This window comes from Phenylobacterium sp. (assembly GCF_036264965.1).
GTDB lineage: Bacteria > Pseudomonadota > Alphaproteobacteria > Caulobacterales > Caulobacteraceae > Phenylobacterium.
Genome location: NZ_DATAPY010000022.1, coordinates 69,152 through 95,899, shown reverse-complemented (window position 1 = coordinate 95,899; position 26,748 = coordinate 69,152). Strand labels below are relative to the sequence as shown.

Annotated in this window: 23 protein-coding genes and 1 pseudogene; 8 read left to right on the top strand and 16 right to left on the bottom strand. The window is 66.3% G+C overall.

What is annotated here, in order from left to right; all coding sequences use genetic code 11:
* Window positions 1–312: SDR family NAD(P)-dependent oxidoreductase (locus VHS75_RS02505; RefSeq protein WP_329637022.1), on the bottom strand; the 312-nt coding region annotated here is incomplete at its 3' end.
* Window positions 313–435: 123 nt separating this feature from the next.
* On the opposite strand from VHS75_RS02505, the gene VHS75_RS02500 reads away from it, so the two are divergent.
* The 4 genes from VHS75_RS02500 to VHS75_RS02485 all read left to right on the top strand — a co-directional run bounded on the left by VHS75_RS02500 (window position 436) and on the right by VHS75_RS02485 (window position 3,038).
* Window positions 436–1,068 carry a TetR/AcrR family transcriptional regulator gene (locus VHS75_RS02500; protein WP_329637021.1) on the top strand — a complete coding sequence of 211 codons (633 nt, stop codon included), beginning with the start codon at window positions 436–438 and terminating at the stop codon, window positions 1,066–1,068.
* A gap of 271 nt (window positions 1,069–1,339) precedes the next feature.
* Entirely contained in the window at window positions 1,340–1,591 is a 252-nt protein-coding gene (locus VHS75_RS02495; RefSeq protein ID WP_329637020.1) for a helix-turn-helix domain-containing protein, read from the top strand.
* The gene (locus VHS75_RS02490) at window positions 1,591–2,910 is read left to right on the top strand and encodes a type II toxin-antitoxin system HipA family toxin (protein ID WP_329637019.1); all 1,320 of its coding nucleotides are present in this window, start codon (window positions 1,591–1,593) and stop codon (window positions 2,908–2,910) included. Before VHS75_RS02495 ends, VHS75_RS02490 begins: the two co-directional genes overlap by 1 nt.
* The gene (locus VHS75_RS02485; protein ID WP_329637018.1) at window positions 2,907–3,038 is read left to right on the top strand and encodes a hypothetical protein; all 132 of its coding nucleotides are present in this window, start codon (window positions 2,907–2,909) and stop codon (window positions 3,036–3,038) included. Before VHS75_RS02490 ends, VHS75_RS02485 begins: the two co-directional genes overlap by 4 nt.
* Before the next feature lie 155 nt (window positions 3,039–3,193).
* Here the strand turns inward: VHS75_RS02485 and VHS75_RS02480 are convergent, their stop codons facing one another.
* On the bottom strand, window positions 3,194–3,655 hold the full coding sequence (locus VHS75_RS02480; protein WP_329637017.1) for a MarR family transcriptional regulator: 462 nt from the start codon (window positions 3,653–3,655) through the stop codon (window positions 3,194–3,196).
* A gap of 130 nt (window positions 3,656–3,785) precedes the next feature.
* Here VHS75_RS02480 and VHS75_RS02475 point away from each other — a divergent pair.
* Window positions 3,786–3,878: pseudogene (locus VHS75_RS02475) on the top strand (hypothetical protein); the annotation flags it as partial.
* Window positions 3,879–3,901: 23 nt separating this feature from the next.
* Complete coding sequence (gene hmgA, locus VHS75_RS02470) at window positions 3,902–5,236, top strand: homogentisate 1,2-dioxygenase (RefSeq protein ID WP_329637016.1); 1,335 nt, start codon at window positions 3,902–3,904, stop codon at window positions 5,234–5,236.
* 46 nt (window positions 5,237–5,282) lie between these two features.
* On the opposite strand, the gene VHS75_RS02465 is transcribed toward hmgA, so the two are convergent.
* The 10 genes from VHS75_RS02465 to VHS75_RS02420 form a co-directional block, all read right to left on the bottom strand.
* The gene (locus VHS75_RS02465; protein WP_329637015.1) at window positions 5,283–6,059 is read right to left on the bottom strand and encodes a hypothetical protein; all 777 of its coding nucleotides are present in this window, start codon (window positions 6,057–6,059) and stop codon (window positions 5,283–5,285) included.
* Window positions 6,060–6,233: 174 nt separating this feature from the next.
* Window positions 6,234–7,244: a FecR family protein gene (locus VHS75_RS02460; RefSeq protein ID WP_329637014.1), complete on the bottom strand. Its 1,011-nt coding sequence runs from the start codon at window positions 7,242–7,244 to the stop codon at window positions 6,234–6,236.
* Window positions 7,231–7,752 carry an RNA polymerase sigma factor gene (locus tag VHS75_RS02455; protein WP_329637013.1) on the bottom strand — a complete coding sequence of 174 codons (522 nt, stop codon included), beginning with the start codon at window positions 7,750–7,752 and terminating at the stop codon, window positions 7,231–7,233. The genes VHS75_RS02460 and VHS75_RS02455 overlap by 14 nt, the downstream gene beginning before the upstream one ends.
* 176 nt (window positions 7,753–7,928) lie before the next feature.
* On the bottom strand, window positions 7,929–10,910 hold the full coding sequence (locus tag VHS75_RS02450) for a TonB-dependent receptor (protein ID WP_329637012.1): 2,982 nt from the start codon (window positions 10,908–10,910) through the stop codon (window positions 7,929–7,931).
* A 120-nt stretch (window positions 10,911–11,030) separates the two neighbouring features.
* The gene (locus tag VHS75_RS02445) at window positions 11,031–13,727 is read right to left on the bottom strand and encodes a TonB-dependent receptor (RefSeq protein ID WP_329637011.1); all 2,697 of its coding nucleotides are present in this window, start codon (window positions 13,725–13,727) and stop codon (window positions 11,031–11,033) included.
* 185 nt (window positions 13,728–13,912) lie between these two features.
* On the bottom strand, window positions 13,913–15,685 hold the full coding sequence (gene ggt, locus VHS75_RS02440) for a gamma-glutamyltransferase (RefSeq protein WP_329637010.1): 1,773 nt from the start codon (window positions 15,683–15,685) through the stop codon (window positions 13,913–13,915).
* A gap of 59 nt (window positions 15,686–15,744) precedes the next feature.
* Window positions 15,745–18,999: a TonB-dependent receptor domain-containing protein gene (locus VHS75_RS02435; protein ID WP_329637009.1), complete on the bottom strand. Its 3,255-nt coding sequence runs from the start codon at window positions 18,997–18,999 to the stop codon at window positions 15,745–15,747.
* Between the two features lie 127 nt (window positions 19,000–19,126).
* Window positions 19,127–20,083, bottom strand: coding sequence for a FecR family protein (locus VHS75_RS02430; RefSeq protein ID WP_329637008.1), 957 nt, complete (start codon window positions 20,081–20,083; stop codon window positions 19,127–19,129).
* Window positions 20,080–20,652 carry an RNA polymerase sigma factor gene (locus VHS75_RS02425; RefSeq protein WP_329637007.1) on the bottom strand — a complete coding sequence of 191 codons (573 nt, stop codon included), beginning with the start codon at window positions 20,650–20,652 and terminating at the stop codon, window positions 20,080–20,082. Before VHS75_RS02425 ends, VHS75_RS02430 begins: the two co-directional genes overlap by 4 nt.
* Before the next feature lie 85 nt (window positions 20,653–20,737).
* Window positions 20,738–20,959, bottom strand: coding sequence for a hypothetical protein (locus VHS75_RS02420; protein WP_329637006.1), 222 nt, complete (start codon window positions 20,957–20,959; stop codon window positions 20,738–20,740).
* Between the two features lie 171 nt (window positions 20,960–21,130).
* Between VHS75_RS02420 and VHS75_RS02415 the strand changes: the two genes are divergently transcribed.
* On the top strand, window positions 21,131–21,991 hold the full coding sequence (locus VHS75_RS02415) for a DUF4118 domain-containing protein (RefSeq protein ID WP_329637005.1): 861 nt from the start codon (window positions 21,131–21,133) through the stop codon (window positions 21,989–21,991).
* A 37-nt stretch (window positions 21,992–22,028) separates the two neighbouring features.
* On the opposite strand, the gene VHS75_RS02410 is transcribed toward VHS75_RS02415, so the two are convergent.
* The 3 genes from VHS75_RS02410 to VHS75_RS02400 all read right to left on the bottom strand — a co-directional run bounded on the left by VHS75_RS02410 (window position 22,029) and on the right by VHS75_RS02400 (window position 25,070).
* Window positions 22,029–22,499, bottom strand: a complete 471-nt coding sequence (locus VHS75_RS02410) for a hypothetical protein (protein ID WP_329637004.1) — start codon at window positions 22,497–22,499, stop codon at window positions 22,029–22,031.
* 140 nt (window positions 22,500–22,639) lie between these two features.
* Window positions 22,640–23,293: a TetR-like C-terminal domain-containing protein gene (locus VHS75_RS02405; protein ID WP_329637003.1), complete on the bottom strand. Its 654-nt coding sequence runs from the start codon at window positions 23,291–23,293 to the stop codon at window positions 22,640–22,642.
* 43 nt (window positions 23,294–23,336) lie between these two features.
* The gene (locus VHS75_RS02400) at window positions 23,337–25,070 is read right to left on the bottom strand and encodes an outer membrane beta-barrel protein (RefSeq protein ID WP_329637002.1); all 1,734 of its coding nucleotides are present in this window, start codon (window positions 25,068–25,070) and stop codon (window positions 23,337–23,339) included.
* Between the two features lie 441 nt (window positions 25,071–25,511).
* Here VHS75_RS02400 and VHS75_RS02395 point away from each other — a divergent pair, with 441 nt between their 5' ends.
* The gene (locus VHS75_RS02395) at window positions 25,512–25,919 is read left to right on the top strand and encodes a heavy metal-binding domain-containing protein (RefSeq protein WP_329637001.1); all 408 of its coding nucleotides are present in this window, start codon (window positions 25,512–25,514) and stop codon (window positions 25,917–25,919) included.
* Between the two features lie 99 nt (window positions 25,920–26,018).
* Here the strand turns inward: VHS75_RS02395 and VHS75_RS02390 are convergent, their stop codons facing one another.
* Window positions 26,019–26,732 carry a response regulator transcription factor gene (locus tag VHS75_RS02390; protein WP_329637000.1) on the bottom strand — a complete coding sequence of 238 codons (714 nt, stop codon included), beginning with the start codon at window positions 26,730–26,732 and terminating at the stop codon, window positions 26,019–26,021.
* Window positions 26,733–26,748 lie beyond the last annotated feature (16 nt).

Genomic DNA, 26,748 nt, shown 5'->3' with positions numbered 1-26,748 from the left:
TGCCGCAGTGATCACGCGCGCCTTGCCAGGAACCATGCCGGCATTGAGCAGCAGGAAATCGATCGGCCGACCTCGCTTGACGAGCGTTGCAAGCGCGGACTGAACGCTGGACGGTTTGTCCAGGTCCAGTTCCAGCGGTGTGAAGACCTTTCGTTTGGTCTCAGCCGCGAGTTGTGCGGCCGTTTCCCGGGTCTGAGCGACGCCGCGCCCGGTGATGATGATCTCGCGCCATCCCTGTTCGGAAAGTAGGCGGGCTGCCGCATCACCGAGCCCGGAGGTGGCGCCGGTGACGAGAGCGATCGAATGTTCCATGGGTGGCTCCGTGGTAAAGGTAAGATCAAGGCAGTCTCGCGAAGCGGGGGCCGCCTTGTCATTTTTGAACTGTTCGGTTATATATTCGTGCCTAGAGGTCGCGGTCAAGGAATTTAAAACTAAATGTTTCAAAAAGCTGAGAGGCCCCGTGGACGCCCACGTAGCTTCGACGAGAGCGCCGCGCTGGAAAAGGCGACCCGGGTGTTCCGGTCGAAAGGCTACGACGGAACGACGATCGACGATCTCGTCGCAGGCATGGGTGTGGGACGGCCAAGTCTGTATTCCGTCTTCGGGGACAAGCGGACGATATTCTTGCGTGTCCTTCGGGCGTACGCAGAGGCAAAGGGCGCTCGCGCTGCGAAGGCGCTGTTCTCGCCGCCGGCTCTTCGCGACTCGCTCGTCGGCTTCCTGAGGCACGCAGTAGAAAGTGCGACCGAGGAAGGATCGGCCCCAGGATGTCTTCTGGTGTGCGTCGCCCCCCTCGTAGACGACGCTGAGGTCAGGCAGTTCCTGAAGGACGCCGTCGCTGGCGGCGTGGCGCTAGTGAAACGCCGATTCTGCGACGCGATCAGCGCGGGAGAAGTACCGTCTGACTTTCCCGTAGCTGCGCGCGCGAGCCAGGTCCTCGACCTGTCGCGCGGTCTGACCATGCGTGCGCAAATGGGCACGCCGCGCAAGACGCTTCTAAAAGACGCCGAGGAAGCGGCCGAGTTGGTGCTCCTGCCGCGGCGTGGAAATGCAGCCCCAGAAGGTTGATGGTGGATGGGGTGGACGTCGTACCGACCGCTGGCGGCGTCATCTTTACAGGCAGGCCGGCGAAGTCTTCGCCGCAGACCAGGCTGTAGGCAGCCACGCGAAGCCGAATTCTCTCTGATCAAGATTCTCGCCTAAGGTGGCAAACTCCTACATCATACGGAATTCCGTATATTGTGTTATAATACGGTTTTCCGTATATGAAGGCTTTATGCGGTTTTTCGTATATTGACATTTGATACGGAAAACCGTATATTGTCGCCTGAGGTGAATCATGGATCAGGCGACCAGAACCCAGGCTCAATTAGGCGCATATCTGCGTCGGGCAAGGAAGACGAAGGGGCTGACGCAGGACAGCCTTGCTGAGCAAATCAACAAGCGTCAGGCGACGGTCTCCAATCTCGAATCCCCGGAAGGCGGAGCTACGCTTGAGACGCTATTCGCCGTGCTGTCAGCGCTCGACCTTGAGCTTGTCGTAAGGCCCCGCACCAAAGGCAACCGTGACAGCCTCGGGGATATATTCTGATGGCGCGGCGTCCAAAGGCTGTCCGCCTCGGCGTGTTCCTCAATAGCCGCCACGTTGGCTACCTCACCCAGGAAGCCAGTGGCGCAGTCGACTTCCGCTACGCGCCCGAATGGCTCGCGTGGGACTCCACCCTGTCCGTCTCGCTCTCACTTCCCCTGCGGGAAGATCGCTACATCGGTGCGCCCGTCCTGGCGGTGTTCGATAACCTCCTGCCGGACAATCAAGGCATCCGAAAGCGCGTCGCCGAGCGCGTTGGCGCGGAAGGGACCGACGCCATCAGCATGCTGGCGGCGTTGGGGCGCGACTGCGTCGGCGCGCTTCAATTTCTGCCTGAGGGCGTTGAGCCTGGCCCTCCCGGCGTCGTTGAAGGCACACCGATCTCAGATGCGGAAATCGCTGAAACGCTCCGCAACCTAGCGACCAATCCGCTCGGAATGGACAGAGCGAAGGACTTCCGCATCTCGATTGCCGGCGCGCAGGAAAAGACCGCCCTGCTCAAGCGCCGCGGCCGCTGGCAGCGGCCCACCGGCTCGACTCCGACGACCCACATCTTCAAGCCCCAGATCGGCAAACTCCCGAACGGGCTCGATCTCTCGAACTCCGTCGAGAACGAATATCTCTGCCTCAAGATCACCGAGGCCTTTGGCATACCTACCGCCTCGGCTGAGATCGCGACGTTCGAAGATAAGCGCGTCCTCATCGTCGAGCGCTTCGACCGGCTCTGGACGGACGACGGCCGGCTCTTACGCGTCCCGCAGGAAGATATGTGCCAGGTGCTTGGGCGGCCCTGGACGCAGAAATACGAGAGTGAAGGCGGCCCCGGCGTACTCGATATCGAGTATGCGCTCGGCGCCAGTGACGAACCGACCTTGGACCGGCTGAACTTCCTGAAGGCGAACTTGGTGTTCTGGCTCCTTGGCGCGACGGACGGTCACGCGAAGAACTTCAGCGTCTTCCTGTATCCGGGCGGAGGCTTTCGCCTGACCCCGCTCTACGACATCATCTCAGCGCAGCCGAGCTTCGATGCGAAGCATGTCCGCCACAAAGACTTTAAGCTGGCGATGGCGGTGGGGAAGACCCGCCACTACGGGATCCTCGGCATCCATCGCCGTCATTTCGTCGAAACGGCAGAGCTCGCCGCCCTAAGCCAACGCAGCGCGATCAGCATGATCGAAGAGGTGATCGAGGCGACCCCGAAGGCCCTTCACGGCGCGATCAGCAAGTTGCCCAAGGACTTCCCGGCCGACATTGCGGCCTCCATTCATAGAGGCGTCAAAGATCGCATCGCGCAGCTCGCCAAGGAGCGCGAAAAACCATGAACCTGAAGCTCGACCGGCGCCTGCTTGATGCATCGGATTGGAGCACAAGCGGCGGCGCCTTTCGCGCGACAACGCAGGCCCACGGGCTCTACACCACCACCGGGGACGCGACCCTGCGAACCCGGTAGGTTCGGCCTCCTTGTCGCGGACAGGCATCTCGCGCCGCGCCCAATCGCGTTTTGTCACGTTGGCGGCGCGTCTTGTACGTTTTGCGCACAAACACCGTGGCGCGAAAACACCAGGCGCCGAAAGCCGGTCCGAGCCCCGGGCCCCGAGCCGCCCTTCAGGGCTCTCGCCCGCCGACCCGAGCGGCGGACGCCTCAAGGCGTCGAAGCATGGCGATCAAGGTGTCCACCTCCTCCGCGCTGAAATCCGCGAGCACGGTGTCTTCCAGGGCCAGGGCCTTCGGCGCCACCTGGTCGTAGAGCGCCCGGCCCTGGGCGGTCAGGCTCAACAGGTGCGAGCGCTTGTCACGCGGGTTGGGGGCGCGGCGCATGAGGCCGCGCGCGACCAGGGCGATCGCCGCGCGACTGACCGTGACCTTGTCCATGCGGGTCGCAGCCCCGAGATCGAGCTGGGTGGCGCCGCCCTTCTCGGCCAGCACGGCGATCAGGCGCCATTCCGGAATGTTCAGCCCGAAAAGCGTCCGATAGGCGCCGGCGATCACCTCGCTGACGGTGTTGGTGGCGATCGAGAGCCGGTACGGCACGAACGCGGCGAGCCGCAGGGCTCGAGGCTTTTTCATGGTCCCGCCCTAAGCTGTGATCCTGAGTGATCAGGTTACGAGCCCACCACGGAGGTCCAGCCCGGCGCCTCGCAGAAAGTTTCAACAGACACTAGTTTTACCACGCAACTAGTATCATAAGATACTACTTTCCCAGCGCCTTGGGAACGGCGACGTCCAGGCGCTGTTTGAATCGATCGAGCTCGACCAGATCCGTCGCGGCGTGATCAAGGTCGACGCCTGATCTGTGCGGCAAAGGAGCGTCGAATGACCGTCCATGAGACCTTGGGCGCGGCCGCGGCCGCTCAGGCCCTGCGCGCGCCGCTGACGGGGTTCGGCAACCATTTCGAGACCGAGGCCGTGGCCGGCGCCTTGCCGATCGGCCGCAACTCCCCGCAGAAGACGCCCTTCGGCCTCTATGCCGAGCAGTTCTCGGGGACGGCCTTCACCGCCCCGCGGTCCGAGAACCGCCGCTCCTGGCTCTACCGACTGCGGCCCACGGCGAGCCACGCACCGTTTGCGCCCTACGCCGGCGCGCCCCTGCTCCGCTCGGGCCCTTTCGACGAGGTCCCCCCGACGCCCAATCGCCTGCGGTGGGACCCGGCGCCGATCCCCGAGGGCGCGGTCGACTTCGTCGACGGCCTTATCACCTATGGCGGCAATGGCGACGTGGCGACCCAGGCCGGCGTCGGCATCCACCTCTATGCGGCGACCCGGTCGATGACCGAGCGGGTGTTCTTCTCCGCCGACGGGGAGCTGCTGATCGTTCCGCAGGAGGGGCGCCTGGAGCTTCGGACAGAGCTTGGGGTGATCCCGCTGACGCCGCAGCAGATCGCGGTGATCCCGCGCGGCCTGCGGTTCGCCGTTGTCCTGCTGGACGGGGCGGCGCGCGGCTATGTGCTGGAGAACTACGGCGCGGCGCTGCGGCTGCCGGAGCTGGGGCCGATCGGCGCCAACGGCCTGGCCAACCCGCGCGACTTCGAGACGCCGCAAGCCTGGTTCGAGGACCGCGACACGCCCACCGAGGTGCTGCAGAAATTCCAAGGGCGCTTGTGGACCACCGCCCTCGACCACTCGCCACTGGATGTCGTGGCCTGGCACGGCAACCTCGCGCCCTACGCCTACGACCTCAGGCGGTTCAACGTCATCAACACGGTGAGCTTCGACCACCCGGATCCGTCAATCTTCACGGTGCTGACCTCGCCTTCGGATACGCCCGGGACCGCCAACTGCGACTTCGTGATCTTCCCGCCCCGCTGGATGGTGGCCGAAGACACCTTCCGGCCGCCGTGGTTCCACCGCAACGTCATGAGCGAGTTCATGGGCCTGATCCACGGCGCTTATGACGCCAAGGCCGGCGGGTTCACGCCCGGCGGCGGCTCGCTGCACAACCAGATGAGCGGCCACGGGCCGGACCGCGAAAGCTATGAGAAGGCCGTGGCGGCGCCGCTCGCCCCACATCGGCTCGCCGACACCATGGCCTTCATGTTCGAGACCCGCTGGGTGATCCGCCCGACCCGCTGGGCCACCAAAACGCCCCTCGCCCAGCTTGACTACGACGATGTCTGGCAAGGCTTCGACAAGGCGCAGCCTCCGCGATGATCCACGGGCTCGACGGTCGGCAGGCCGCCTTGGAACCTGGGACCCCCTAGCCGATCGGCACGCCGATGATGGCCTTGACGATCAGGCGATCTTCCGGCCGGCCGTAGCCCGTGCCGACGCCGAGGTTGAGATCCCACTTGCCGATGGACTTGTCGATGATGGCGAAGAATTCCTGATCGTTGTCGCCCAGCCGGCCGAACCGCTTGGCGTCGCCCAGGCCGTTGTAGCTCTCGAAACCGACGTCGAAGCCCTCGACGATCTTGCGGGTCACCATGGTGGCCAGCTGGTAGGAGGCGGGGCCTTTGGCGGGGCCGGAGACGGCCCAGTCGATGTTCAGGTTCGTGGCCAGGGTCCAGGGCCCGGTCCGGTAGCCCACGATGCCCTTCAGCTCGGCGTTCCACGGGTTGATGTCGATGTCGCGCCGCACCCGGCCGAGCTCGAAATTGACGCCCCAGAAGAACGGGTCGTCCTTGTCGTGCGGGGCGATGAACTTGATGCGGCCTTTCACGCCGCCGATCTCGCCATTGCCGTGATCGTCAAAGGTCATCAGGGGCAGGTAGGCGCCCAGCTCGATGTTGGGGGTGAGCCCATAGGCCCATTCCGGCGTGATCCGCAGCCGCCCCTGGGAGGCCTGCTCGCCCGCATAGTCGACGTTCGCCAGCCGCCCCTTGAGCACGTCGTTCACGTGGACGTCCAGGCCGTAGGCGCCCTGGGCGCTCATGTCGTCGATATAGACTTGGATCTCCTCGTCGGCGGCCCGCGCACCGCCGGCCAGACCCGCCAACGCCAAAGCAAGCGCCAACCCCTGCGACCTCGCGCCCATACGTCCCTCCGCCTTCGTCTCTCTGGATCACCGTTCGGCGCGAGCCTGACGAGAGGCTGACGACAGCCTGAAAGATAATTCAGATTCGCGTCGGGCGGACGTCATCTTGAACCGAAATCCTCCTCTGAAAGGAAGAGAGCGATATTGGGCGCAAAGTCACCGGCGGCGCGGCTCCTACTCAGACGTTGGCGCCGTGAGGACGCGCTGTCCGCCTCGGGCGGCGTCGAGGTGGAGCAGCGCTGAAACCATGGCGACGGCGTCGTCGGTCCGCCTCAGCCGGAAGCGCCCGGTGACCTTCAGCTCGCCAGTCCTCGCGTTGGCCACCGCGATCCGATCGCGGCTGTACCGGTTGAGCCGCGCCACGACATCCTTCAGCGGCATCTGGTCGGCGACCAGCCAGTCGGACCGCCAGGTGTCGTCCAGGGCCGGCGCGAACTGCCCGCTCACCGCCGGTTGGCCGGCCGCCAGGCGCAGCCACTCGCCCCGGTGGGCCAGATAGGCCGGGCCCTCGGGCCGCGCCACCCGCACCACGCCCTCGAACACGCGGACCTCCACGGCATCATCCAGCCGGTCGACCTCGAAGCTGGTGCCGACGGCGGTGACCGCCGCGGTCCCGGCCTGCACGACGAACGGCCGGCGCGGATTCTTCGCCACATCGAACATCGCGTCGCCCTTCTGCAGGGCGACATCGCGGGCTGAGCGGCTGAATCGGACGCTCACCCGTGAGTCGGCGTTGAGATGGACCACCGAGGCGTCTTCCAGCCGATAGTCGGACCGCGCGCCGACCGCGGTGGCGAGTTGAAGCGCCGCCTCAGGGCGGTCGGCGACTTGCCGTCCCACGACCACCGCCACCGCGACCGCGCCGATCAGGCTCGCGGCCATCAGGCCCAGACGCAGCGGCCGGCGCTGACTCTGCGGGCTTGCGGCGGCCACCCGACGCGGCTGGGCCGTGACCGGAAGCGCGGGCGGTGCGTTGCGCGCCTGCTCAGCCGCCTGCAACAGGGCCGGGTCCAGTAAGGTGTGCCGCATCCGCTCGAAGGCCTGGGCGTTGGCGTCAGACGCCCGCAGCCAGGCCCTCAGGTCCTGCTCGTCGGCCTCGCTGAGCTCACCCAGCCGGTCGATCCAGTCGGCGGCCTCTTCCAGCGCGAGCGCGTCCGCCGGCGCGGCGTTGTCATTGGCGCGCATGGAGCGGCCTCCGTTCCGGCGCAGCGCCCGTCGCCTGGTCCATGACCCCCGCCAGCTCCGCCATGGCCCGCACCAGATGCTTCTTCACGGATTCGAGGCTCATCCCCAGGGCGTCGGCGATGTCCTGCCGTGACTGATCATCCATGTGGCGGCGGATGAAGATATCGCGGCGCACGGGCGAAAGGCCGAGCAGGGCCGCCTCGAAGATCGCGACGCGCTGCTTGTGCTCCAGGATCTCGTCGGCGATCGGCAGGTCGCAGCCATAGTCGGCGTCGCCCAGCCGCTCCTCACGGCGGTCCTTGCGAACCTGCGCGTAGATCAGCGAGTCGGCCACGCGGTAGGCGTAGGCGAGCGGGCTGTCGATCTGATGCTTGCGGCTCTGTTGCATCACCGCCAGCAGCGTCTCCTGCAGGATGTCCTCGGCGCGCGAAGGATCGCGGTGGCGCCGGCCGATATAGCTGAGCAGCTTGGGTTCATGAGGCCTCAACTCCGCCAGGACGTCTCTCATTGTGTTTCCACAGAGTGGGACAGCGTCGTGCTGCGAAACCGGCGACCGAATCCGGTTTCAGCTTCTGCTGGACGTAGAGGCGCGAGCGTCTTCAGCGGGGACTGGGCGGGACCGGAATATTTCTCCACGCCGCCCTCATGCGACGCCGATGTGACAGCTATGCTGTCGTTGAGCCGTCAGAATTCGAAAGTCGCGCCGAACGCGAAGGTGCGCCCGCTGATGGTATTGACCTCGATCCGCTTGGCCGTGATGTCGGTGTACTGGATGATGTGCTGGTCGGTGAGGTTGATACCCTCCAACGTCGCCTTCAGGTGCGGCGTGACGTTGTAGTGCGCTGCGAAGTCGATGTTGTTGGTCGCTTCGATGCCCTCGCCGATGTTGCCGTTGCTGCCGGCGCCGATCAGATACTTGTCGCGATAGGCCTCCGAGACTCGCACGCCCCACTTGGCGGTCTCATAGTAGAGCGTGGCGTTCGCTGTGTATTTCGACAGGTTGAGCAGCGGCAGGTTGATCGGCGCCCCGCTGAAGATCACAGGCGAGGAGCCGTCGGCGTAGGTGCCGTTGGCGATCACGCCCAGGTGGTTGAACGGCGCGGGCAGGAAGTCGAAGTCCCGCTGGAGGGCCACCTCGACGCCCTTGATGGCGGCGCCCGGCCCGTTCACCGGATGGCTGACGTTGTAGAGGATCGAGCCGTCCTGGCCCGGCAGCAGAAACGACAGCGGGAAGCCGGTCGAGGCGTAAGGCACCACGCTGGTCTGGGTGGTGATGAAGCTATCCAGCTTCTTGTAGAATAGGCCGACCGAGAAGAAGCCGATGCGGCCCTGGTAGAATTCCACCGAACCCTCGACGGCGTCGGAGGTGAAGGGCCGAAGGTTCGGGTTGCCGGTCGAGATCGTGCCGCCGAAGGGCGCGGTGGTGAGCGACCCCGCCGCCGCTAGGTCCGACAGCGCGGGCCGGCTGATATCGCGGTTGGCGCTGAACCGCAGCAGCAGATCGTGGGTGGCGCTGACCGCGATGTTCAATGCGGGAAGCAGGCCACTGTAGTTGTGGCTGATGGAGACCGGTTGCAGGCTGGTCCCGGTATTCAGCGTGCCAGCCGAGGTCAGGTCGGTGGAGTAGTAGCGCAGGCCGGCGTTGGCCTTCACCGGGAAGTCGGCGACGGTCGTGTCGACGTCGTACTGCAGATAGGCCGCCGTGGTTTCCTCGGTCACCGTGAAGTTGGTCCCCGGGGTCGCGAACGCGGCGGAGTCAATATTGCGGGTCTGGCCGATGAACGGGTAGGTCCCGTTGACGTCGCCCACGGTGTAGTTGGTGATCGTGTCGTAGGGGACCTGGCCTTTCAGGCTTGCCGGGATGACGGTGTCTAGCGGAACGTTGTGGAACTCCTTGTCGCTGAACTGGCTGCCGCCGTTGACGAACTTCTTGTACTCGACCCCCGCCTTCAGGGCGCCCGAGTTGTTGACGGCGAAGACCGCGTCCAGCTTGCCGTTGGCGTAGGCCGAGGAGATGTAGTTCTCCTGCGTGTCCATCCGCATGAGATTCCACTGCGACGGGTCGGTGGTGTTGAAGCCATAGGTGTTGACCGGCATCGAGGGGCGGTCGTCGAAGCTGAACGGGTGGTTCTGGGATTCCAGGAACACCTTGTCGAACACTGGCAGGGCGAAGTCCGACTTTGAATAGCCGACGAAGCCCTTGAGCAGCAGGCGGCCGGTCGCTTGGTAGGAGACATGCAGTCCACCCTGGTAGAATTTGGTGGAGTCCTCTTCGAGGTTCTCCTCGCTGCGCAGATCGACGCCGGTATAGCTGGCCTGCACCAGGCTGTTGCCCCGGATCACGTCCGACTGGAGGACCTGCGTGCCCGTCACGTTGCCGATCAGGCCGTTGGCGCCCGAGGCCGCCAGGGCATAGTCCTTCCGGCTGTTGCGCAGCTCGCTGTAGAGACCGTCAAAAGCGACCTTCAGCCTATCGCCGGGCTCGTACTGAAAGGCCACGGTAGCGCCGAGGCGGGAGCGCCGGTCGGACCAGGTAGAAAGCGTATCGGCCTGCGGCGCGAAGACTTCCGAGGCGCCTGTGGACGTCAGGCGCGCCGCGTCTGCCGCGCTGACGCCGGCGTCGATGTTCGCCGGGTTGATGTGGATCTGGCCCCAGCCAAACGAGCGATAGCCGAACTCGTTGGAGTTGGCCGTTCCGTAGGCCACCGAGGCTAGAGCGCCGAAGTTGCCCCAGCGATTGGAGATCAGGCCTACCAGGCGCGGCGTGATCCCATCCACATTGCTATTGGCCTGCCCCTTGGCGGACAGCACCGCCTTGAAGCCCGGATAATCGAAGGGCTTGGAGGTCTCCAGCTGCACTGTGCCGCCGATCCCACCCTCGTCGAGCTCGGCGGCGTACGACTTCTGCACCGTCACCTTGTTGAACAGCTCCGAGGCGAACAGGCTGTAGTCGAAGGCGCGCGTTCGACTGACGCCGCCGCGGTTGTCCATGCCGGACGCCGTGTTGCCAAGCACCTCCATGCCGTTGATCTGGGCGCGGGTGAAGTCGGGGCCGAGCCCGCGCAACGCGATCTGCCGGCCCTCGCCGGAGTCTCGCGTGATGGTCATGCCGGGAATGCGTTGCAGAGACTCCGCCAAATTGAGGTCCGGGAAGGCGGCGATATCCTCGGCCAGGATCACCTCTTCCGAACCGACCGCCTCGCGCTTCAGATCACGCGCCTGTTGCTGGGTCTCGCGGAAGCCGGTGACCACCAGGGTCTCCACCTCGCCGACCGCCGTCGGCGCCGCCGCCGGCGTTGGCGGCGTTGCGGTCGGTGCGGTCTTCGCAGTCGCCTCGATGACGAAGCCGCCAGCCACCCGGCGGGCCTGCAATTTCTGGCCGCGGATCAGGGCCATCAGCGCCGCCAACGGCGCCAGCACGCCCTCGACCCGCTGAGCGCGCTTGCCGCTGAGGTCGGCGAAGGTCATCACCGGCTGGTCGGCCTGTTGTGAGAAGGCCTTTAGCGCCGGGCCGAGATCGCCTTGCGGGATGTCAAACCGGCGGCTGGATGGCGCGCTGTCCGCGGCGAAGGCGGCCGGTGCGGAGATCGCCAATACGGCAGCCAGCACCGCGGCGAGCGTCCGCCGCGATCCCCAGGCGAGCGACGCCGAATCTTCCCTCGCCATCTCGGCTGTCGATCACTGCCACTACCTCACCGACCCCTACGGATGTCTCGTGTCACAATTTTAAAGCAACGGGGTGGGGCCGCCGCCGAGGGGGCAGCGGCGGCCCCTTTTTGACGAAACCTAGAACTCGTAGGTCGCGCCGAACAGGATGGTGCGGCCGGCGCTGGTGTTGACCTCGATGCGCTTGGCCGTGATGTCGGTGTACTGAATGATATGCTCGTCGGTGAGGTTGATCCCCTCGAGCGTCAGCTTCAGGTGCGGGGTGACGTTGTAGTGCGCCGCGGCGTCGAGGTTGCGGGTGGCCTTGATGCCCTCGCCGATGTTGCCGTTGCCGCCCGCGCCGATCAGGTAGGGGTCGCGATAGGCCTCGGAGATCCGCGCGCCCCACTGGTCGGTCTCGTAGTAGAGGGTGGCGTTGAAGGTGTACTTCGACAGGTTCATCAGCGGCAGGTTGATGGGCGTGCCCGAGAAGATCACCGGCGAGGATCCGTCCGCGTAGGTGCCGTTGGCCACCACCCCGAACTTGTCGAAGGGCGCGGGCAGGAAGTCGAAGTCGCGCTGGAAAGCGACTTCGACGCCCTTGATGGTGGCGCCCGGCCCGTTCACCGGATGGCTGACGTTGTAGAGGATCGAGCCGTCCTGGCCGGGCAGCAGGAACGACAGCGGGAAGCCCGTGGTGGAATAGGGCACCACACTGGTCTGGGTGGTGATGAAGCTATCCAGCTTCTTGTAGAAGACGCCCACCGAGAAGAAGCCCACGTGGCCCTGGTAGAATTCCACCGAGCCCTCGACGGCGTCGGAGGTGAAGGGCCGCAGATTCGGGTTGCCGGTCGAGATCGTGCCGCCGAAGGGCGCGGTGGTCAGCGAGCCGGCGGCCGCCAGGTCCGACAGCGCGGGCCGGCTGATGTCGCGGTTGGCGCTCAGCCGCACCAGCACCTCGTCGGTGACGCTGACCGCCAGGTTCGCGGCCGGCAGCACGCCGTTGTAGTTGTGGTGGATCGACACCGGCGACAGGCTGGTCCCCGTGTTGAGCGTGCCGGCTGAGGTCAGGTCGGTGGAATAGTAGCGCAGGCCCGCGTTGGCGCGGACCTTGTGGTCGGCCACCAGGGTGTCGAGGTCGTACTGCAGATAGGCCGCCGAGGTCTCCTCGGTCACCGTGAAGTTGGTCCCCGGCGTCGCGAAGGCCGCCGAGTTGATATCGCGCGGCTGACCGATGAAGGCGTAGGTCCCATCCACGTCGCCCACGATGTAGTTGGTGATGGTGTCAAAAGGCACCGTCCCCTTCAGGTTGGCCGGGATGGGCGTGTCCGTCGGGACGTTGTGGAAGACCTTGTTGCTGAACTGGCTGCCGGAGTTGACGAACTTCTTGTACTCGACGCCGCCCTTCAGGGTGGAGCTCTTGTCGAAGGCCCAGGCCGCGTCCAGCTTGCCGTTGGTGTAGGCCGAGGAGATGTAGTTCTCCTGGGTGTCCATCCGCATCAGGTTCCACTGGCTGGGGTCAGTGGTGTTGAAGCCGTAGGTGTTGGTCGGCATGGTCGGGCGGTCGTCGAAGCTGAAGGCGTGGTTCTGCGATTCCAGGAACACCTTGTCGAACACCGGCAGCGCATAGTCCGACTTCGAATAGCCGGCGAAGCCCTTCACCATCAGCTGGTCGGTGGCCTGGTAGGACCCGTGCAGGCCCACCTGATAGAATTTCGTGGAGTCCTCTTCGCGGTTGAACTCGCTGCGCAGGTCGACGCCGGTGTAGCTGGCCTGCACCAGGCTATTGCCCTGGATCACGTCCGACTGGAGGACCTGGGTGCCGGTGACGTTGCCGGTGAGGCTGTTGGCGCCCGAGGTGGCCAGGGCGTAGTCCTGGCGGCTGTTCTTCAGCTCGCTGTAGAGGGCGTCGAAGCCCAGCTTGAACTTGTCGCCCGGCTCATATTGCAGGGAGAGGGTCGCGCCCAGGCGGGAGCGGTGGTCGTACCAGGTCGACAGCGTGTCGGCCTGGGGCGCGAACACCTCAGAGGCGCCGGTGGAAGTCAGCCGGGCGGCGTCGGCGGCGCTGACGCCCGGGCCGATGTTCGCCGGATTGATATGGATCTGGCCCCAGCTGAAGCTGCGGTAGCCGAACTCATTGGAATTGGCCGTGCCGTAGGCGATCGAGGCCAGGGCGCCGAAATCCCCCCAGCGGTTGGAGATCAGGCCCACCAGGCGCGGCGTCACCTGGCTCGCATTGCTGTTGGTCTCGCCCTTGGCGGAGAGCACGGCCTTGAAGCCCGGATAGTCGAAGGGCTTGGAGGTCTCCAGCTGCACCGTGCCGCCGATGCCGCCCTCGTCCAGTTCCGCGGAATAGGACTTCTGGACCGTGACCTTGTCGAACAGCTCCGAGGCGAAGAGGCTGTAGTCGAAGCTGCGGGTGCGGCTGACGCCGCCGCGGTTGTCCATGCCGGACGCCGTATTGCCCAGCACTTCCATGCCGTTCAGCTGGGTGCGGGTGAAGTCGGGGCCGAGGCCACGCAGGGTGATCTGCCGGCCCTCGCCGGAGTCCCGCGAAATGGTGACGCCGGGGATACGCTGCAGGGATTCCGCGAGGTTCAGGTCGGGGAAGGCGGCAATATCCTCGGCCACGATGACGTCGACCGAGGCGGTCGCTTGCTTCTTGATATCGCGCGCGTGCGCCAGGCTGTCGCGGAAGCCCGTCACCACGACCTCGTCGACGTTTGCCTGGGCGTCCGCCGCCGCCTCGGCGGCCCGGGCCGCCGGCGCAAGAGCCGTGGTCAAGCTTACGGCCAAGGCCGTCGTGGCCATCCAATTGGCCTTCACAGATTTCGACATAGATTTTTGTCCCCCAACATGGCCGTCGCGCTGGCCGAGGCCATCGGCTCAGCTGTCACGTGGGGGAGCGTCGGGAGCGCGCGGTGGGGACACCGGGAGCCCGGGTTCTCGTGTGAATTGTTTTTGACAGTCTCGGCGGGACGCAGATCGGCGGCGCGCGTCCGGGAGGACAGCGCGCCCTCATCCTAGCGCACAGGCACAGCCTCGGCGTCCGGCCTGCGGGTGTCGGCGGCGCCGTAGAATACGCCGTCCGGCCCGATCATGATCGACTGAGTCGCGCCGATGATCTGCGAGCGCTGGACCTTGTGGCCCTTGGCTTTGAGGCCGGCGACCAGGTCTTCGGGGATCGACTCCTCGAGCTCCAGCGGCCCGTCGGCGCCGGCCTGATAGACTCGCGGCCGCTCCGCCGCCTCGGCGATGTTCAGCTTGAAGTCGATGATATTGACCAGCATCTGGACCATGGTCGCCAGGATGGTGCCGCCGCCGGGCGTGCCGGTGGCGACCCACGGCTTGCCGTCCTTGAAGACGATCAGCGGCGAGATGGTCGACTGGGCGCGCTTACCCGGCTCGATCTTGTTGCCGAGGCTCTGGGGTCTGGCGCCCCAGTCGAAATTGCCCATCGAGTTGTTGAGCAGGAAACCGGTGCCCGGCGCGACCACGTGCGCGCCGAAGGAATCCGACAGGGTGTAGGTGTTGGAGACCACATTCCCGTACTTGTCGGCGACGGTGTACTGGGTGGTGTTGGGGCTGTCGTAGGGGGTCGGATCGAGCTTCGGCAAGGTCTTGGCGTCGAGCGAGCTATCCATCGAGATCAGCTTCGCCCGCTCCTTGGCGAAGTCCTTGTTGGCCAGGCCGTTGGCGGGCGTATGCCACTGCGGCGTGCCGCCGGCGTAGCGCCGATCCACCGTGACGATCTTCAGCGCCTCGGCCACCAGGTGCATCTCGTTCACGCCGCCCTGGCCATAGGAGGCCATCGGAAACTGTTCGAGGATGTTCATCGCCTCGGCGACGCTGGAGGCGGCCGAGGTCGGAGGCATGTAGGCGATCTTGTAGCCGCGGTAGCTCGACCAGATCGGAGCCTTCACATTGGCCTTGTAGGCGGCCAGGTCCTCCAGGGTGATGATCCCGCCGCCCGCCTTCACGCCGGCCACGATCTTCTCGGCCACGGCGCCCTTGTAGAAGCCGTCCGCGCCATGCGCCTGGATCTGTTTCAGGGTCCAGGCCAGGTCGGGGTTCCTGAAGATGTCGCCGGGCTTGTAGGGCGAGCCGTCGGGCTTGAAGTAGACCTTCTTCGCCCCGTTCGGATCCTTGGCCATCTGCGCCTGGCGGTCGGCGAGCGCGATGGCCTCGTCGTCGCTCATGACGATGCCCTTGGTCGCCAGGTCGATGGTGGGTTGGATCAGCTGCGCCCACGGCAGCTTGCCGAAGCGCTTGTGCGCTTCCCAAAGGCCCGCGACGGTGCCCGGGACGGTGACGCCCTTGAACGACAGCACCTTGGCCCGGTCGAGCTTGCCGTCGGCGCCCAGCAGCAGGTCCGGGGTCACGCCGTGCGGCGCTTCCCCATAGTACTCGATCGCCGTCGTGGTCTTGTCGGCGGCGTTGTAGAACAGCATGTAGCCGCCCCCGCCGATATTGCCGGCCCGCGGCAGGGTCAGGGTCTCGGCGATGGCGACCGCGACCGAGGCGTCCACCGCATTGCCGCCCTTGCGCAGGATCTCCGCGCCGATGCGCGCGGCGATCTTGTTCTGCGAGACCACCATGCCGTCGCGGCCGATGGTCGGATGGTGAATCGAGCCATAGCCGATCAGGTCGCCGCCGGTGCCGACGGCCGGCACCGCGAGCGCTTCCTCCTGGGCGAGAACCGCGAGCGGCCAGCCCACGGACAGGGACAGCGTGAGCACCCCCGCCAGCGCCGCGCGCGCCACCTTGAGGCGCGAAACCCCGATACGATCCGCCATGGTCGTTTCCCCCGAAAGCGAAGGCCCTCCCGAGGTTCGGAAGGGCCTGGGCCAGAATGCTAGAAGGTCTTCTTCACGTCGATGTACAGATAGCGGCCGTAAGGATTGTAGACGGCGCCGACATAGCCCCCGGAGACCAGCGGCGGGTCCTTGTCGAACAGGTTGCGGACGCCCAGGCGCACCTGCGTCCCCGCCCACCGACCGTCCTGGAATTCGTAGGCTGCCGAGACGTTGTGCATCAGCGTCGCCGGCACGTTGAAGAACGAGCCGTCGGTGTTCAGCAGCGCGGTCGAATAGAAGTCGCCCACATAGTCCATGAACCAGTTGGCGCTGACCGGGCCGCGCCGCCAGGTGAAGGAGGCCGAGCCGCGCCAGGCCGGAGCGCCGTTCTGGCCGATCAGGTCGGCCGCGCCGGTGATGATCGTGCCGGCGTTGATCTTGCCGGCCGCCCGCGCCGCCAGCAGCTGGGCGATGCCCGCGGTCGGCTCCTGGAACAGCTTGGTCTGGTGGGTGACGTTCACGTCGACGCCGAAGTCGCCGAAGTCGTCGGTGTTCAGGCGATAGACGAAGCCATAGTCCACGCCCGCCGCCTGCTGCGGCAGCTGGTTGACGTACTGGTCGTCGACGTAGAGCACGGTGCCGGCTGCCGCCAGGCCGGTGCCCGCGAAGGCCGCGATCTGGTCCGGCGTCGGGGCGGCGCGGTGGACGTTGGGGTTCGTCGTTCCGTTCAGGCGATCATAGTAGTCGAGGATGACGGCGTTGCCCTCGCCGAACAGGCCGATGATGTTCTGCTGGTTGATCTTCCAGGCGTCGACGGTGAGCGTCGCGTGACCGTACTGCCGCGGCAGGAAGTTCGATTCCAGCACCACGCCGTAAGACGTCGAGTCCGAGGTCTCCGGCTGCAGGTTGGGGTTGCCCGCCCGGTGCGCCTGCACCGGCTGCGTGCGGGTGCACTGGTTGAAGCTGGTGATCCGGCCGGCCCGCAGGTCCGCCTCGCACATGATGTAGTCGGTCCGCGTATTGCTGCGGCTCACCACCGAGACGTTCAGCTGCTCCAGGTTCGGGGCGCGAAAGCCCTCGTCATAGGAGGCGCGCAGGCGCAGGCCGGGAACCAGGTCCCAGGACGCCGCGATCTTCGGCTTGGCCACATCGCCGACGTCGCTGTAGTGCTCCGCGCGGCCGGCCAACTGGACGTCCACGCGGTTGACCAGCGGGAGGTGCATCTCGGGCGAGACCAGCGGGATCTGGAACTCCATGTAGGCGGAGCTGACCGTCCGGTGCCCCTTCACGTCGGGCGAGTTGCTGGTGCCCACGATGTCGCTCGGAGAGTTCACCCCGGTCACCGCGTCGGTGTAGGTGATCTGGCCGTCCACCCGCGGGTCGCGGTTGTCTTCGTAGGTCTCGCGCCGCACCTCGACGCCGGCGGCGACGCCGATGTCGCCGGACCAGATCGTGTAGAGGTCCGGGCGACTCACCTTGAAGTCCCACATCGCCAGCGTCGTCTCGTCTTTGCGGTAGACCGGGACCGTGATCGCGGCGAGCGCGCTCTTGCTGGACGGCGTAGCGTCGCCGATGCTGAGGTTGTTCAGCGTGCCGCCGTTGAAGGGGTTGTAGGCGTCAGGCGTCGACAGCGAGAGCGCCTGCTGCAGCTTGGTGTTGCTGACCCCGTAGGACTGGTCGTTCACCGTGGCCCAGGAATAGACCGCCGCCGACTCCCAGTTGAAGCCGAACTTCTTACCGCGCAGGCCGCCCAGAATCCGGTACTCGTCGTTGGTCACCTGGACCGGCGTGGCGCCGACATCCACCAGGCCATAGCTGTTGATCGTCACCGGTACGCCGGCCGCGGAGATATTGAGGCCGGGAAGCCGGTTCGGATTGACCTGGCCGTTGGGCAGCACGGCCGCACCGAAGGGGTTGTAGTAGGCCGTCGACGGGATGGTGATCGCCGTCGTCGACGTGGCGGCCGGCGGAGCGACGCTGCCATGGGTCACGGCGTTGTAGAAGCCGAGCTCGGAGAAGAAGGTGACGCTCGGCGTCAGGTCGTAGTTGAAGGTGCTGAAGAGGTTGTAGCGCGTGACCTCCGGGATCACCGACAGCTTGAACGAGGCGGCGGTGTCCAGGCGCAGGTTGCGGTCGGTGGTGGTGTTCTGCGAGCCGCTGTCGATGCAGAGGCCCGGGCTCACGGTGACGCCGCAGGTGGGATTCCCGATCGGCGAAATGTGGAACAGACCGGTCGAGCCGGTCACCGCGACGCCGTTGGAACGGATCGTCCCCGCCGAGGCGGGCGTCTGGAAGACGCCGAAGGCCGAGGTGGTCAGGCGCTGGTCCAGGCTGGTGGCGGTCGCGAACGGCGTACCCGCGAACAGCGGACGCTCGTCGGAGGACGCCGTGTAGTCCTGGTCGGACGCCAGCAGGGCCGAGCGGCGCACGGTGCTACCGAACAGGGTGAAGTTGCCCCGGCCGTCCTGGATGTTGCGCCCGAACAGGCCGTCGAGCTCACCTTCGCGAAGGTTGGTGCCCTGCGCCGCGCCGTACTGGGCGTTCATCTGGCCGCCGTCGTAGTGGTCCTGCAGCACGGTGTTGATCACGCCGGCGACCGCGTCGGAGCCATAGATCGCGCCGGCTCCGTCTCGCAGCACCTCGACGCGCTTCAGGCCGGCCACGGGGATAGCGTTGGTGTTGTAGGTGAAGACCGGCACCAGGGACTCAGCCTGCGTCGTCGGATGGACGACGGTGCGGCGGCCGTTGAGCAGCACCAGCGTGTTGCCGGAGCCGATATTGCGCAGGCTGATCGAATTGACGTCGCCCCGCGCCGAATTGCTCGAACCCGGAATGAAGCTGGAGTTGAAGTTGACGTTGCCGGCCTGTGGGATGGTGCGGAACAGTTCGTCGCCCGACACCGCCGCGGTGGCCCGGATCTCATCGAGGCCCACCACCGTAACCGGCAGGGCCGTGTTGACCTTGGCCCCTTGGATCTGGGAGCCGACCACCACCACTTCCTCGACGGAGGCCGCAGACGCCGCCGGCGCCGCCGCCGCGGCCGGCTGAGGGACGGGCGGCGCCTTCACCACCGCCACCGCGCCCGTGGCGTCGCGGCGAACCGTAAGCCCGGTGTTGGCCAGCAGGCCGGCGAGCGCGGCGTTGGCGTCCACCGAGCCGGTGACTCCGGCGGTCTTCGCGCCGCGTACGTCGTCGGTGCGATAGATCAGCTGGACGCCCGCCTGCTTGGCGTAGGCATCGAGCGCGGCCTTCAGGTCGCCGGCCGGGATGTCGAAATTCTTGGTCTGCGCGACCGCCGCCCCTGCCAAAGCCAAGGCGCACGCGCCTCCGGCCAGCACGGACCTTAGAACCCTTGAACGCAACATTTGATCAGCCCCCCGGCAGGCCATATGACGGCCTCGTGAAGCTATGACAGCAGGCTGACGCAAACCCGTAACAATCTCACTGCGAAATCTTCACCGTCTCGCCGGTGTCGTCGACCCTGAGCCCGTAGGCCTGCTGCAGCAGCCGGGCGAAAGCCTCGACATTCTCGGCCTCGAAGCTGCCGCCGATCCGCATCTGGGCGGTCGGCCCGTCAGCGATCACCAGCTTCTTGCGGTTGTAGCGGTTGAATTCGCCGGCCGCGTCCGCCAGCGTCGATTGATCGAACGTCAGCACGCCTTCGCGCCAGCTCAGCTCGTTGGCGACCCGCTCCACCGACTTGGCCGCCACGATCATGGATGGCCCGGCCGCGATGGCGGTGTCGCCGCGGGTCAGCACCGGAGGCGGTGTCACGGCGGGCCAGGACGCATCGGCGACGCGCACCCGGCCTTCCACCACGGCCACCTCCACCTGGTCGCCGTTGCGGCGCACCGAGAACTTGGTGCCCAGCACCGTCACGGTCTTCGCGCCGGCGTGGACGACGAAGGGGCGGCTCGCATCATGCGCCACCTCGAAATAGGCCTCGCCCCGATCCAGCCAGACCTCTCGCGTCCGCCGGGTCACGGCCGTGCGAAGGCGGGTCTGGGTGTTGAGCTCGACCTTGCTGCCGTCGGCCAGAGGCACCGTCTCACGCACGCCGATGTCGGTGTGGAAGTCCTTGGCCTGGAAGAGACCCGGGACCGACCAGACCGCCGCGCCGACCGCGAGGCAGGCGGCCACCGACGCCGCCACCGCGACAGGCCGCCAGAAACCGCGCAGGCGCGAAATGCGTCGCGGCGCTGCGGACGGGCTCTTCAGGGCGGCCAGGCGGTCGACCTTGCTCCAGCCGTGCTCGAGACGCCAATAGGCCACCTTGTGCTCGGCCGCCGCGTCCAGCCACGCGTCGAGCTCGGTCTGGTCGTCCGCCGACCATCCGTCCTCCTGCTGACGCAGCAGCCAGCGCGCCGCGATCTCCTCGGTGTGTCGGGCGTGGCTCATGGCTGCGCCTCCGAGGCGCGCGGCTTGCGCGACGATGGGCGGCGGATCTTGCCCGGACCGCCCGCCATGAAGTCCACCAGGGCGCGCATGCCGTGGACCATCTGCTGCTCTACCGCGTCGACGCCGATGTTGAGCCGCGCGGCCACCGCCTTTGTCGACAGCCCCTCGATCTTCCTCAGCACGACGACTTCCCGGCACCGCGGCGGCAGGCGGTCGAGCCCGGCCTGGACCCGGCGCAGCTCGTCCCGCGCCGTGACATGGCGGTCAGGCGTCACGGCGTCCACTAAGACAGGCGACGACTCCAAACCCGCAACATGGTCGATCGACACGACGTGGGCGCGCTTGGCCTGGTTGATGAGGTGGTTGCGCGCGATGGTGAAAAGGAACGGTTTGGTCTGCAGGGGCAGGCGCTCGCGCGCGGCGCTGTAGATGCGCGCATAAATCTCCTGGCGAAGGTCGGCGACCTCGCTCTCGTTGCGCCAGTTGCGCCGGATATACCGCGTCAGGGCCGGCTCCAGGGGAAACACCTCCCGGAAGAACCAAGCCCTGAGCGTTGCGTCGTCGATCATAGCGCCCTTCGCCAACCTTACTGAGACAACCGGCGCCGTGCGACCCTCAACATCGATCGAAGAATTCGCCGCCGCCGGCGCGGCGTCAGTGGGAAGCGCGGCCGTTCCACCATCGGCGCAGGGCGATGACCGACCAGACGCCCTCGACCAGGCCGAAGGGCCATGCGCCCTGCAGGAAGCCATAGGCCGAGCCTAGCAGGCACGCGGCGGCGAAGCCCAGGCCCCACCAATGCGAACGCGCGTCCAGGGCGTAGCAGACCAGCATGGCGGTCACGGCGAAGAGGCCGAAGGCGGTCAGGGCGTCCATCAGTTCAACTCAGACAATGACGGGGTGTTGGCGCGAGGCTTGCCGCCAGGCGCGCGCCGCGATGAGCCGGTCGGCCGCCCCGGTCAAGCCTCCGGACCCCAATTCCACATCGAACCCTTATGTGGAAGGAGCGTATGAGGTGCGGGCTCTTGGGCCATAAAGGAGGCTCCCATGACCAGCGACGTCGCGGCCCCGATCGTATCGCCGGAGACGGATGCCATCGCCGCGGACGCCGATGCGCCCGCGCAGACTTCGACAGCGCTCGGCTACGGCCTGAGCGTGCTCCTGGTCGCGGCGGCCGGCCTCGTCGCCTTCGTGGTCGACCACATCGTCTCGACACCCGATCTGTCCCTGATCTTCGTCCTGCCGGTGATCGTGGCGGCGCTCAGCTTCGGCTGGGGACCGGCGCTGATCGCCGCCATGCTCAGCGTCGCCATTGACGACTTCTTCTTCATCGAGCCCCGCTTCACGTTCCGGGTGGCCAGTCCGTCCGATGTCTGGGCGCTCGCGCTGCTGTTGGTGGTCGCGGCCATCGCCAGCACGGTGGGCGCCCAGTCCCGCGGCCGCGCGCTCGCGGCCCGCCGGGCGGCGCAGCAGGCCGAAGCGCTGCGCGGCCTGGCCCACGCGGTCATCGAGGCTGAGCCAACCTCCGCCCTGCTCAAGATCGCCGCCACCGCGCTCAGCCGGATCTTCGACGCCCCGGCCGTGGTGCTGGCCGAGAAAGCCGGCAAGCTTTGGCCGGCGGCCGCCAACGGCGGCGCCACGCTCTCCGCGGCGGATCAGGAGGCCGCCCACTGGGCGCTGGCCAACGACAAGCCGACGCGCGGCGAGACCTATCCGTTCGATCAGGCGGCCTTCGACTTCTGGCCGGTGCAGACGCCGGCCAACCACCGCCTGGTGCTGGGGGTGAAGCTGGTGGGCCTCTCCGGCGGCCGGCCGAGGGAGCCGGGCCGGCAGGTGGAGCTTGTGGCCGCCTATCTCTCGGCCGCCACGGCGCGGGGCGCGGGCGCCAAGCCAGGCGCGCAGGCCTAGGCGGCGGGACGGCCTGTCGCGCGATAGCTTCGGCCCCTCAGCGGGCGTCCTTGGCGTAGAACTGCAGGGTCCGGACGAACTGGTCGATGTCGGCGACGTACAGCCGGAACGCATCGAAGATGTTCAGGTCGAAGAAGGCCGAGATCGGGATGTAGATGTTCTTGCTCTTCTCCGAGACCGCCAGATAGCCGAGATCGGTCAGGGCCTTGACCTTGCGCCGAACCGTCTCGCGCGGGATGCCGGACGCGTCGGCGATGCCGAACAGCGAGACACCGATCGTGGCGGACTCCAGATAGATCTGCTCGATCGCGTCGCGGTCGGACGAGGCGCCGCCAAGGTTGAGGATCGCCTGGAAACAAGCTTCAACGACCACGAAGAAGATCATCACCATCTCGTAGTCGTAGGAGAAGATCTCGGCGAAGCGGCGGGTGGTGCGGGTGAATTGGCGGATAGAGAAATAGAGCTCCAGGCGCGTCAGCACCGAGATGTCCGCATTGGGATCGTCCATGTCACACCTAGCCGGGCGCCCGTCCTGGAAGCGTGACCTCATCTTGCAGACGCCGGCCGACATGACTAGGGCGCGGCCGGGCGCCGGGGCCCGTCCTGGGCGGGCCGCGCCCAAGTTGGCGCAAGCGCTGTGGCGAGACCCTAGCCTTGACTGGGGGCCCACGCCTCTGCGGCCGTGAAGACGGAAAGACTTGTCTCGCCCCGCACCGTCGCCCGCGCCGCCGCGTCCAGGATGCTCACCAGGCGGTCGAAATTCTCATCGATCTGCCGCTGGCGGCTTCGACGGTCGCTCGCTTCAAGGCAGATCGCCCCATGGACGGCGGCGCGGCAGCACCAGGCCAGCGCTTCAGCCTGGGGATCGGGCACCCCGCAGGCGCGCAGGGCGGCGCATTCAGCCCGGGTCAGGGGGTCCTGCTCGCGCACGCTTCCCGGCTTCGAATTCGCCGGGCGCAGGAGGGCGGCCTCATACATGCCCGGCTGGGCCTGAGCGTAGAGCCGCAGGGATTCGAACAGAGCTTCCAGCGCCGGCCGGCCGCGGCGACCGCCGATCGCGCCCTCGACCAACTCCGCCAGTTCCGTCTGCGCGCAGGCGGTGACCGCATCGCGGACCTCATCGAGGTCGCGGACGTAGCGCAGGATCGTCTCCGGCCGCATATGCAGGAGGCGCCCGATCGCCGCCAGGGTCAGGGCGGCAAGCCCCTCCTGGCGGACGATCTCGTTGGCGACACCGAGGATCCGCTCCTGGAGCAGGTCGGCTCCATCACGGCTGTTCCGCCGCCGTCCATCCACACGCATGGTTCCTCCTTAAAGGTCGCAGGGAGACGGCGGCGGCCACTGATCAGAAGTGGAAGATGATGTCGCCGGAGAGCACGGCCTCGGTCTTCTTGTTCGGCGCGATGCCCGTGTACGGATTGCCGTTGAACGCCGCCTTGCTCGCCCAGTAGTAGGTGACCTCCGGGCGCAGCTCGATCTGCGGGCTCAGCCAATGCTGCAGACCGATTCCCAGGTCTTCGTAGACCGCCGCCGTCCCGGTACGCTGGCCCACCGTGTCGTCGAACCACTCTGTGCGCAGCGAGATGTTGTCACGCGGCGTCGGCTGGTAGTTCCAATAGGCCAGAGCCGTGAAGGTGTTCGAGCGACAGGACAGAACCGTCGCGCTCTTGCACTGCGCGGCGTCGGGCGCGTTGAACGGCACGTATTGCGGCGAGAATGGCGTACCGCCGTTGGCGATGGCCGCGCCTGCAACCGGGTTGTTCAAGTTAGGGACGTTATCTTCGAAGGTATTGTAGGCCTCAAAGGAGACATGCATCTTGTCGTTGAACTTGTGGTAGTAGGTGAAGCCGTACCACTGAAGATTATTGTATCCCCACACGCCTTTATTGATCGCATCGGCGCAGAAGTAAGCGGCGTCATGTCCTGAGTCGGTCTGGAAGCGAGCGCAAGCCGTAACCGAAGGCGTCGCTCCGGGGTCCTTCAACATCGTGGTTTCGGGATAGAGCGGATTGGGATCCGGGTTCGCGATCTTCTTGCCCACGTGCCAGGGCGGCGCCTCGGTGCCGACGTTGACGCCCAGTTGCAAGATGACGTTCCTGTTGACCGCCAGCGTCGCCTGAAGTCCGTCATTGGTATAGTTGTCGAAGCTGTAGCCCATGGAATGCGAGTACATGTAGTTATTTGGTGCAAGTTGCGCTTCGATGTCTGGAACCGAGATGTATCGGCCCAGGCGAAGCATCAGACCGTCGGCAATCTGAGGAATATAGAGTTCCCCATAGACCATCGGAAAATCATAGCCGTACGTGTTGTTGTGCTTGAGGAACTGGTAGCTCGCGACGCCAAAGGCAGTCGTGTAGCGGTAGTCGGTGCCATAGATCGCCGAGATTCGGAAACCCCAGTCGATGTGGTCGGCCTGAACTGTGTCGGGCGAGCGCTCGACATAAATCACCGCCTGATCCAGTTGGGCCGAGTTCGGCTTGAAATCGTAGGCCGCGGGCGCATTGCCGAATTTCTGGCTGCTCGTGCTGATGTTTCCGCCGACATCCACCCAGCCGTAGGCCTGGATGCCCGTCTCGCTCAGGACCTTGCCGAGTCCGGTCGGGGCGATCGCCACCATCAGCGGGCTGTCGACCGAGGCGGTGCGGTTATTTCCGATGAGCGTGGAAGCGCCGTAGGGCCAGTCGGTGAACGGCATGGGCGGCGTGCTCTGCGGCGGCGCGGTCCAGCCTGGCTTCGTCGAGGCTGGCGCGTTCGGATCGGCCGGCGGTCCGGCTTGGCCCCACTCGGCGCCGTAATATTTGACGAAGCGCTCGAAGGGGTTGGAGCCGATCGCGGCGTTGACCGCATCGACCGTGTAGTTCGACTGCATGGCGGCGTCGGTGTCGACCGCGTGTGACGTCGCCGAGGGCGCGGCCTCCGCCGCGGGGCGCTCAGGCGCCGTCGTGGCAGGGTCGGCCATCGCGGCGTCGGCGACAGCGGCCAGCGCAAGCGCAGTCGTTATGGCGACCAGACTGGTCGCACCCCGGTAACTGCCACGAGCCTTCGCTTGCGATTTCAGCTCGTTTCTTAGTTTCAACATCGATCTCACGCCTCTGCAGTTGCGTCGCCGAGAACACGGCGGCGTCGGTTGAGCCGGGTTGGCGCCCAGCGTCTCCCTTGATGGATTTGGGTTGTCGGTCGGTCCCCCGTCAGGTTCGCGCCGCCTCAGCCGCCCCCCGTTTCACCCACAACAGGTTCGACGAAGTTGCCTCGGAATATGGCTGCCCATTTTGGTGCGGGATGGATAGGGGAGGCCCCCATCAAGGAACAATGAGGTCTTTGGCCCATTCCCGTAAGGAAGCCATAAAACTCTGACATAAAATCTTATAATTACAGTCAGTTGCTTAGATTCCGCGGCGCTTGTTGCGGGGTTGCCCCCGCCAGTCATGCAAATTACGTAATGGGCCATAGATGCCCAATATGGGCTTCACGATGCGCCTCAGAATTTGCGCAACCTCTGAAACCAAGAAGGAACTACGACGTGCGTTTCGATATGATGCTTTGCGCCGCCGCCGCGGCCCTGCTCGGCGGGACCCTGTCGCTCGCCGCGCCCGCGGTCGCAGCGCAGACGGGCGATCTGCCGATCTATGAGGTCGCCTCGGCCACGCCGCCGACCGACCGCGTGATCGGCCCGGTTCGCGTGCGGGAGTGCCGGACGGACTCGACGGAGGCGCGTTCGGCGGCGCTGGCCCGATTGAGCGAGAAGGCCTCGTCCATGGGCGCCAACGGCCTGGTGAACGTCCGGGTCGACGTGGCCCAAGCCTATCAACACTACATCAAGAACGGCATGCCCAACCCCTGCCTCTATCAGACGGTGGCCAGGGGCGATGCTGCGGTGCTTAGCGGCGCTGGGCGTCCTGCCCCCCAACTCACCGCCGCTTCGAAATAGCCCGCGCATGAGCCGCGCCCACCCCTCCTGGCGCGGCCTGGGACCGGTGTGGCGAGCCCCACGCTCGCCACACCGGATAAGTTTGAGCGATTGACGCCCTCAGGCGCCGGCGGGCCGGATCGCCTCGTCGATCATCAGCCGATAGCCGATTCCCGGCAGGGTGCGGATCAGCTTAGGCGCCGAGGGATCGGCTTCGATCTTCTGGCGAAGCTGGCCGATGAACACGCGCAGATACTGCATGTCCTCGCCGTGCGCCGGGCCCCATAGCGAGATCAAGAGCTCCTTGTGCGTCAGCACCTTGCCGTCCGCCTCGGCGAGCTTGATCAGCAGCTCATATTCCTTGGGAGACAGGTGGACCGGCTCACCGGCCCGGCTGACCAGCCGGCGCGGGACATCGATGGTCAGGTCGCCCGCCTGGACGATGGACGGCGGGGCGCCGGTCTGGCGGGCATGACGGCGGATGATGACCCGGAGGCGCGCCAGCAGCTCGCCCACACGGAACGGCTTTTCGACATAGTCGTCGGCGCCGGCGTCGAGCGCTTCGATCTTCTCCATCTCCCGGTCGCGGGCGGAGAGGATCACGATCGGGCCGTCGTAGAACTCCCGCGCCTTGCGGAGCACTTCTTGCCCGTCGATATCGGGGAGTCCGAGATCCAGCACGACCGCATCCGGCGGGCGCCGGGCGACCTCCGCCAGGGCCTGGCGGCCGGTGTCCGCCCGGGCCGGCTCATAGCCGGCGGCATTGAGCGCGGGACCCAGGAACCGGTGGATTTGCGGCTCGTCATCGACGACCAGGACTCGAAGCCTATGCATACGCCGTCGTCCGCCT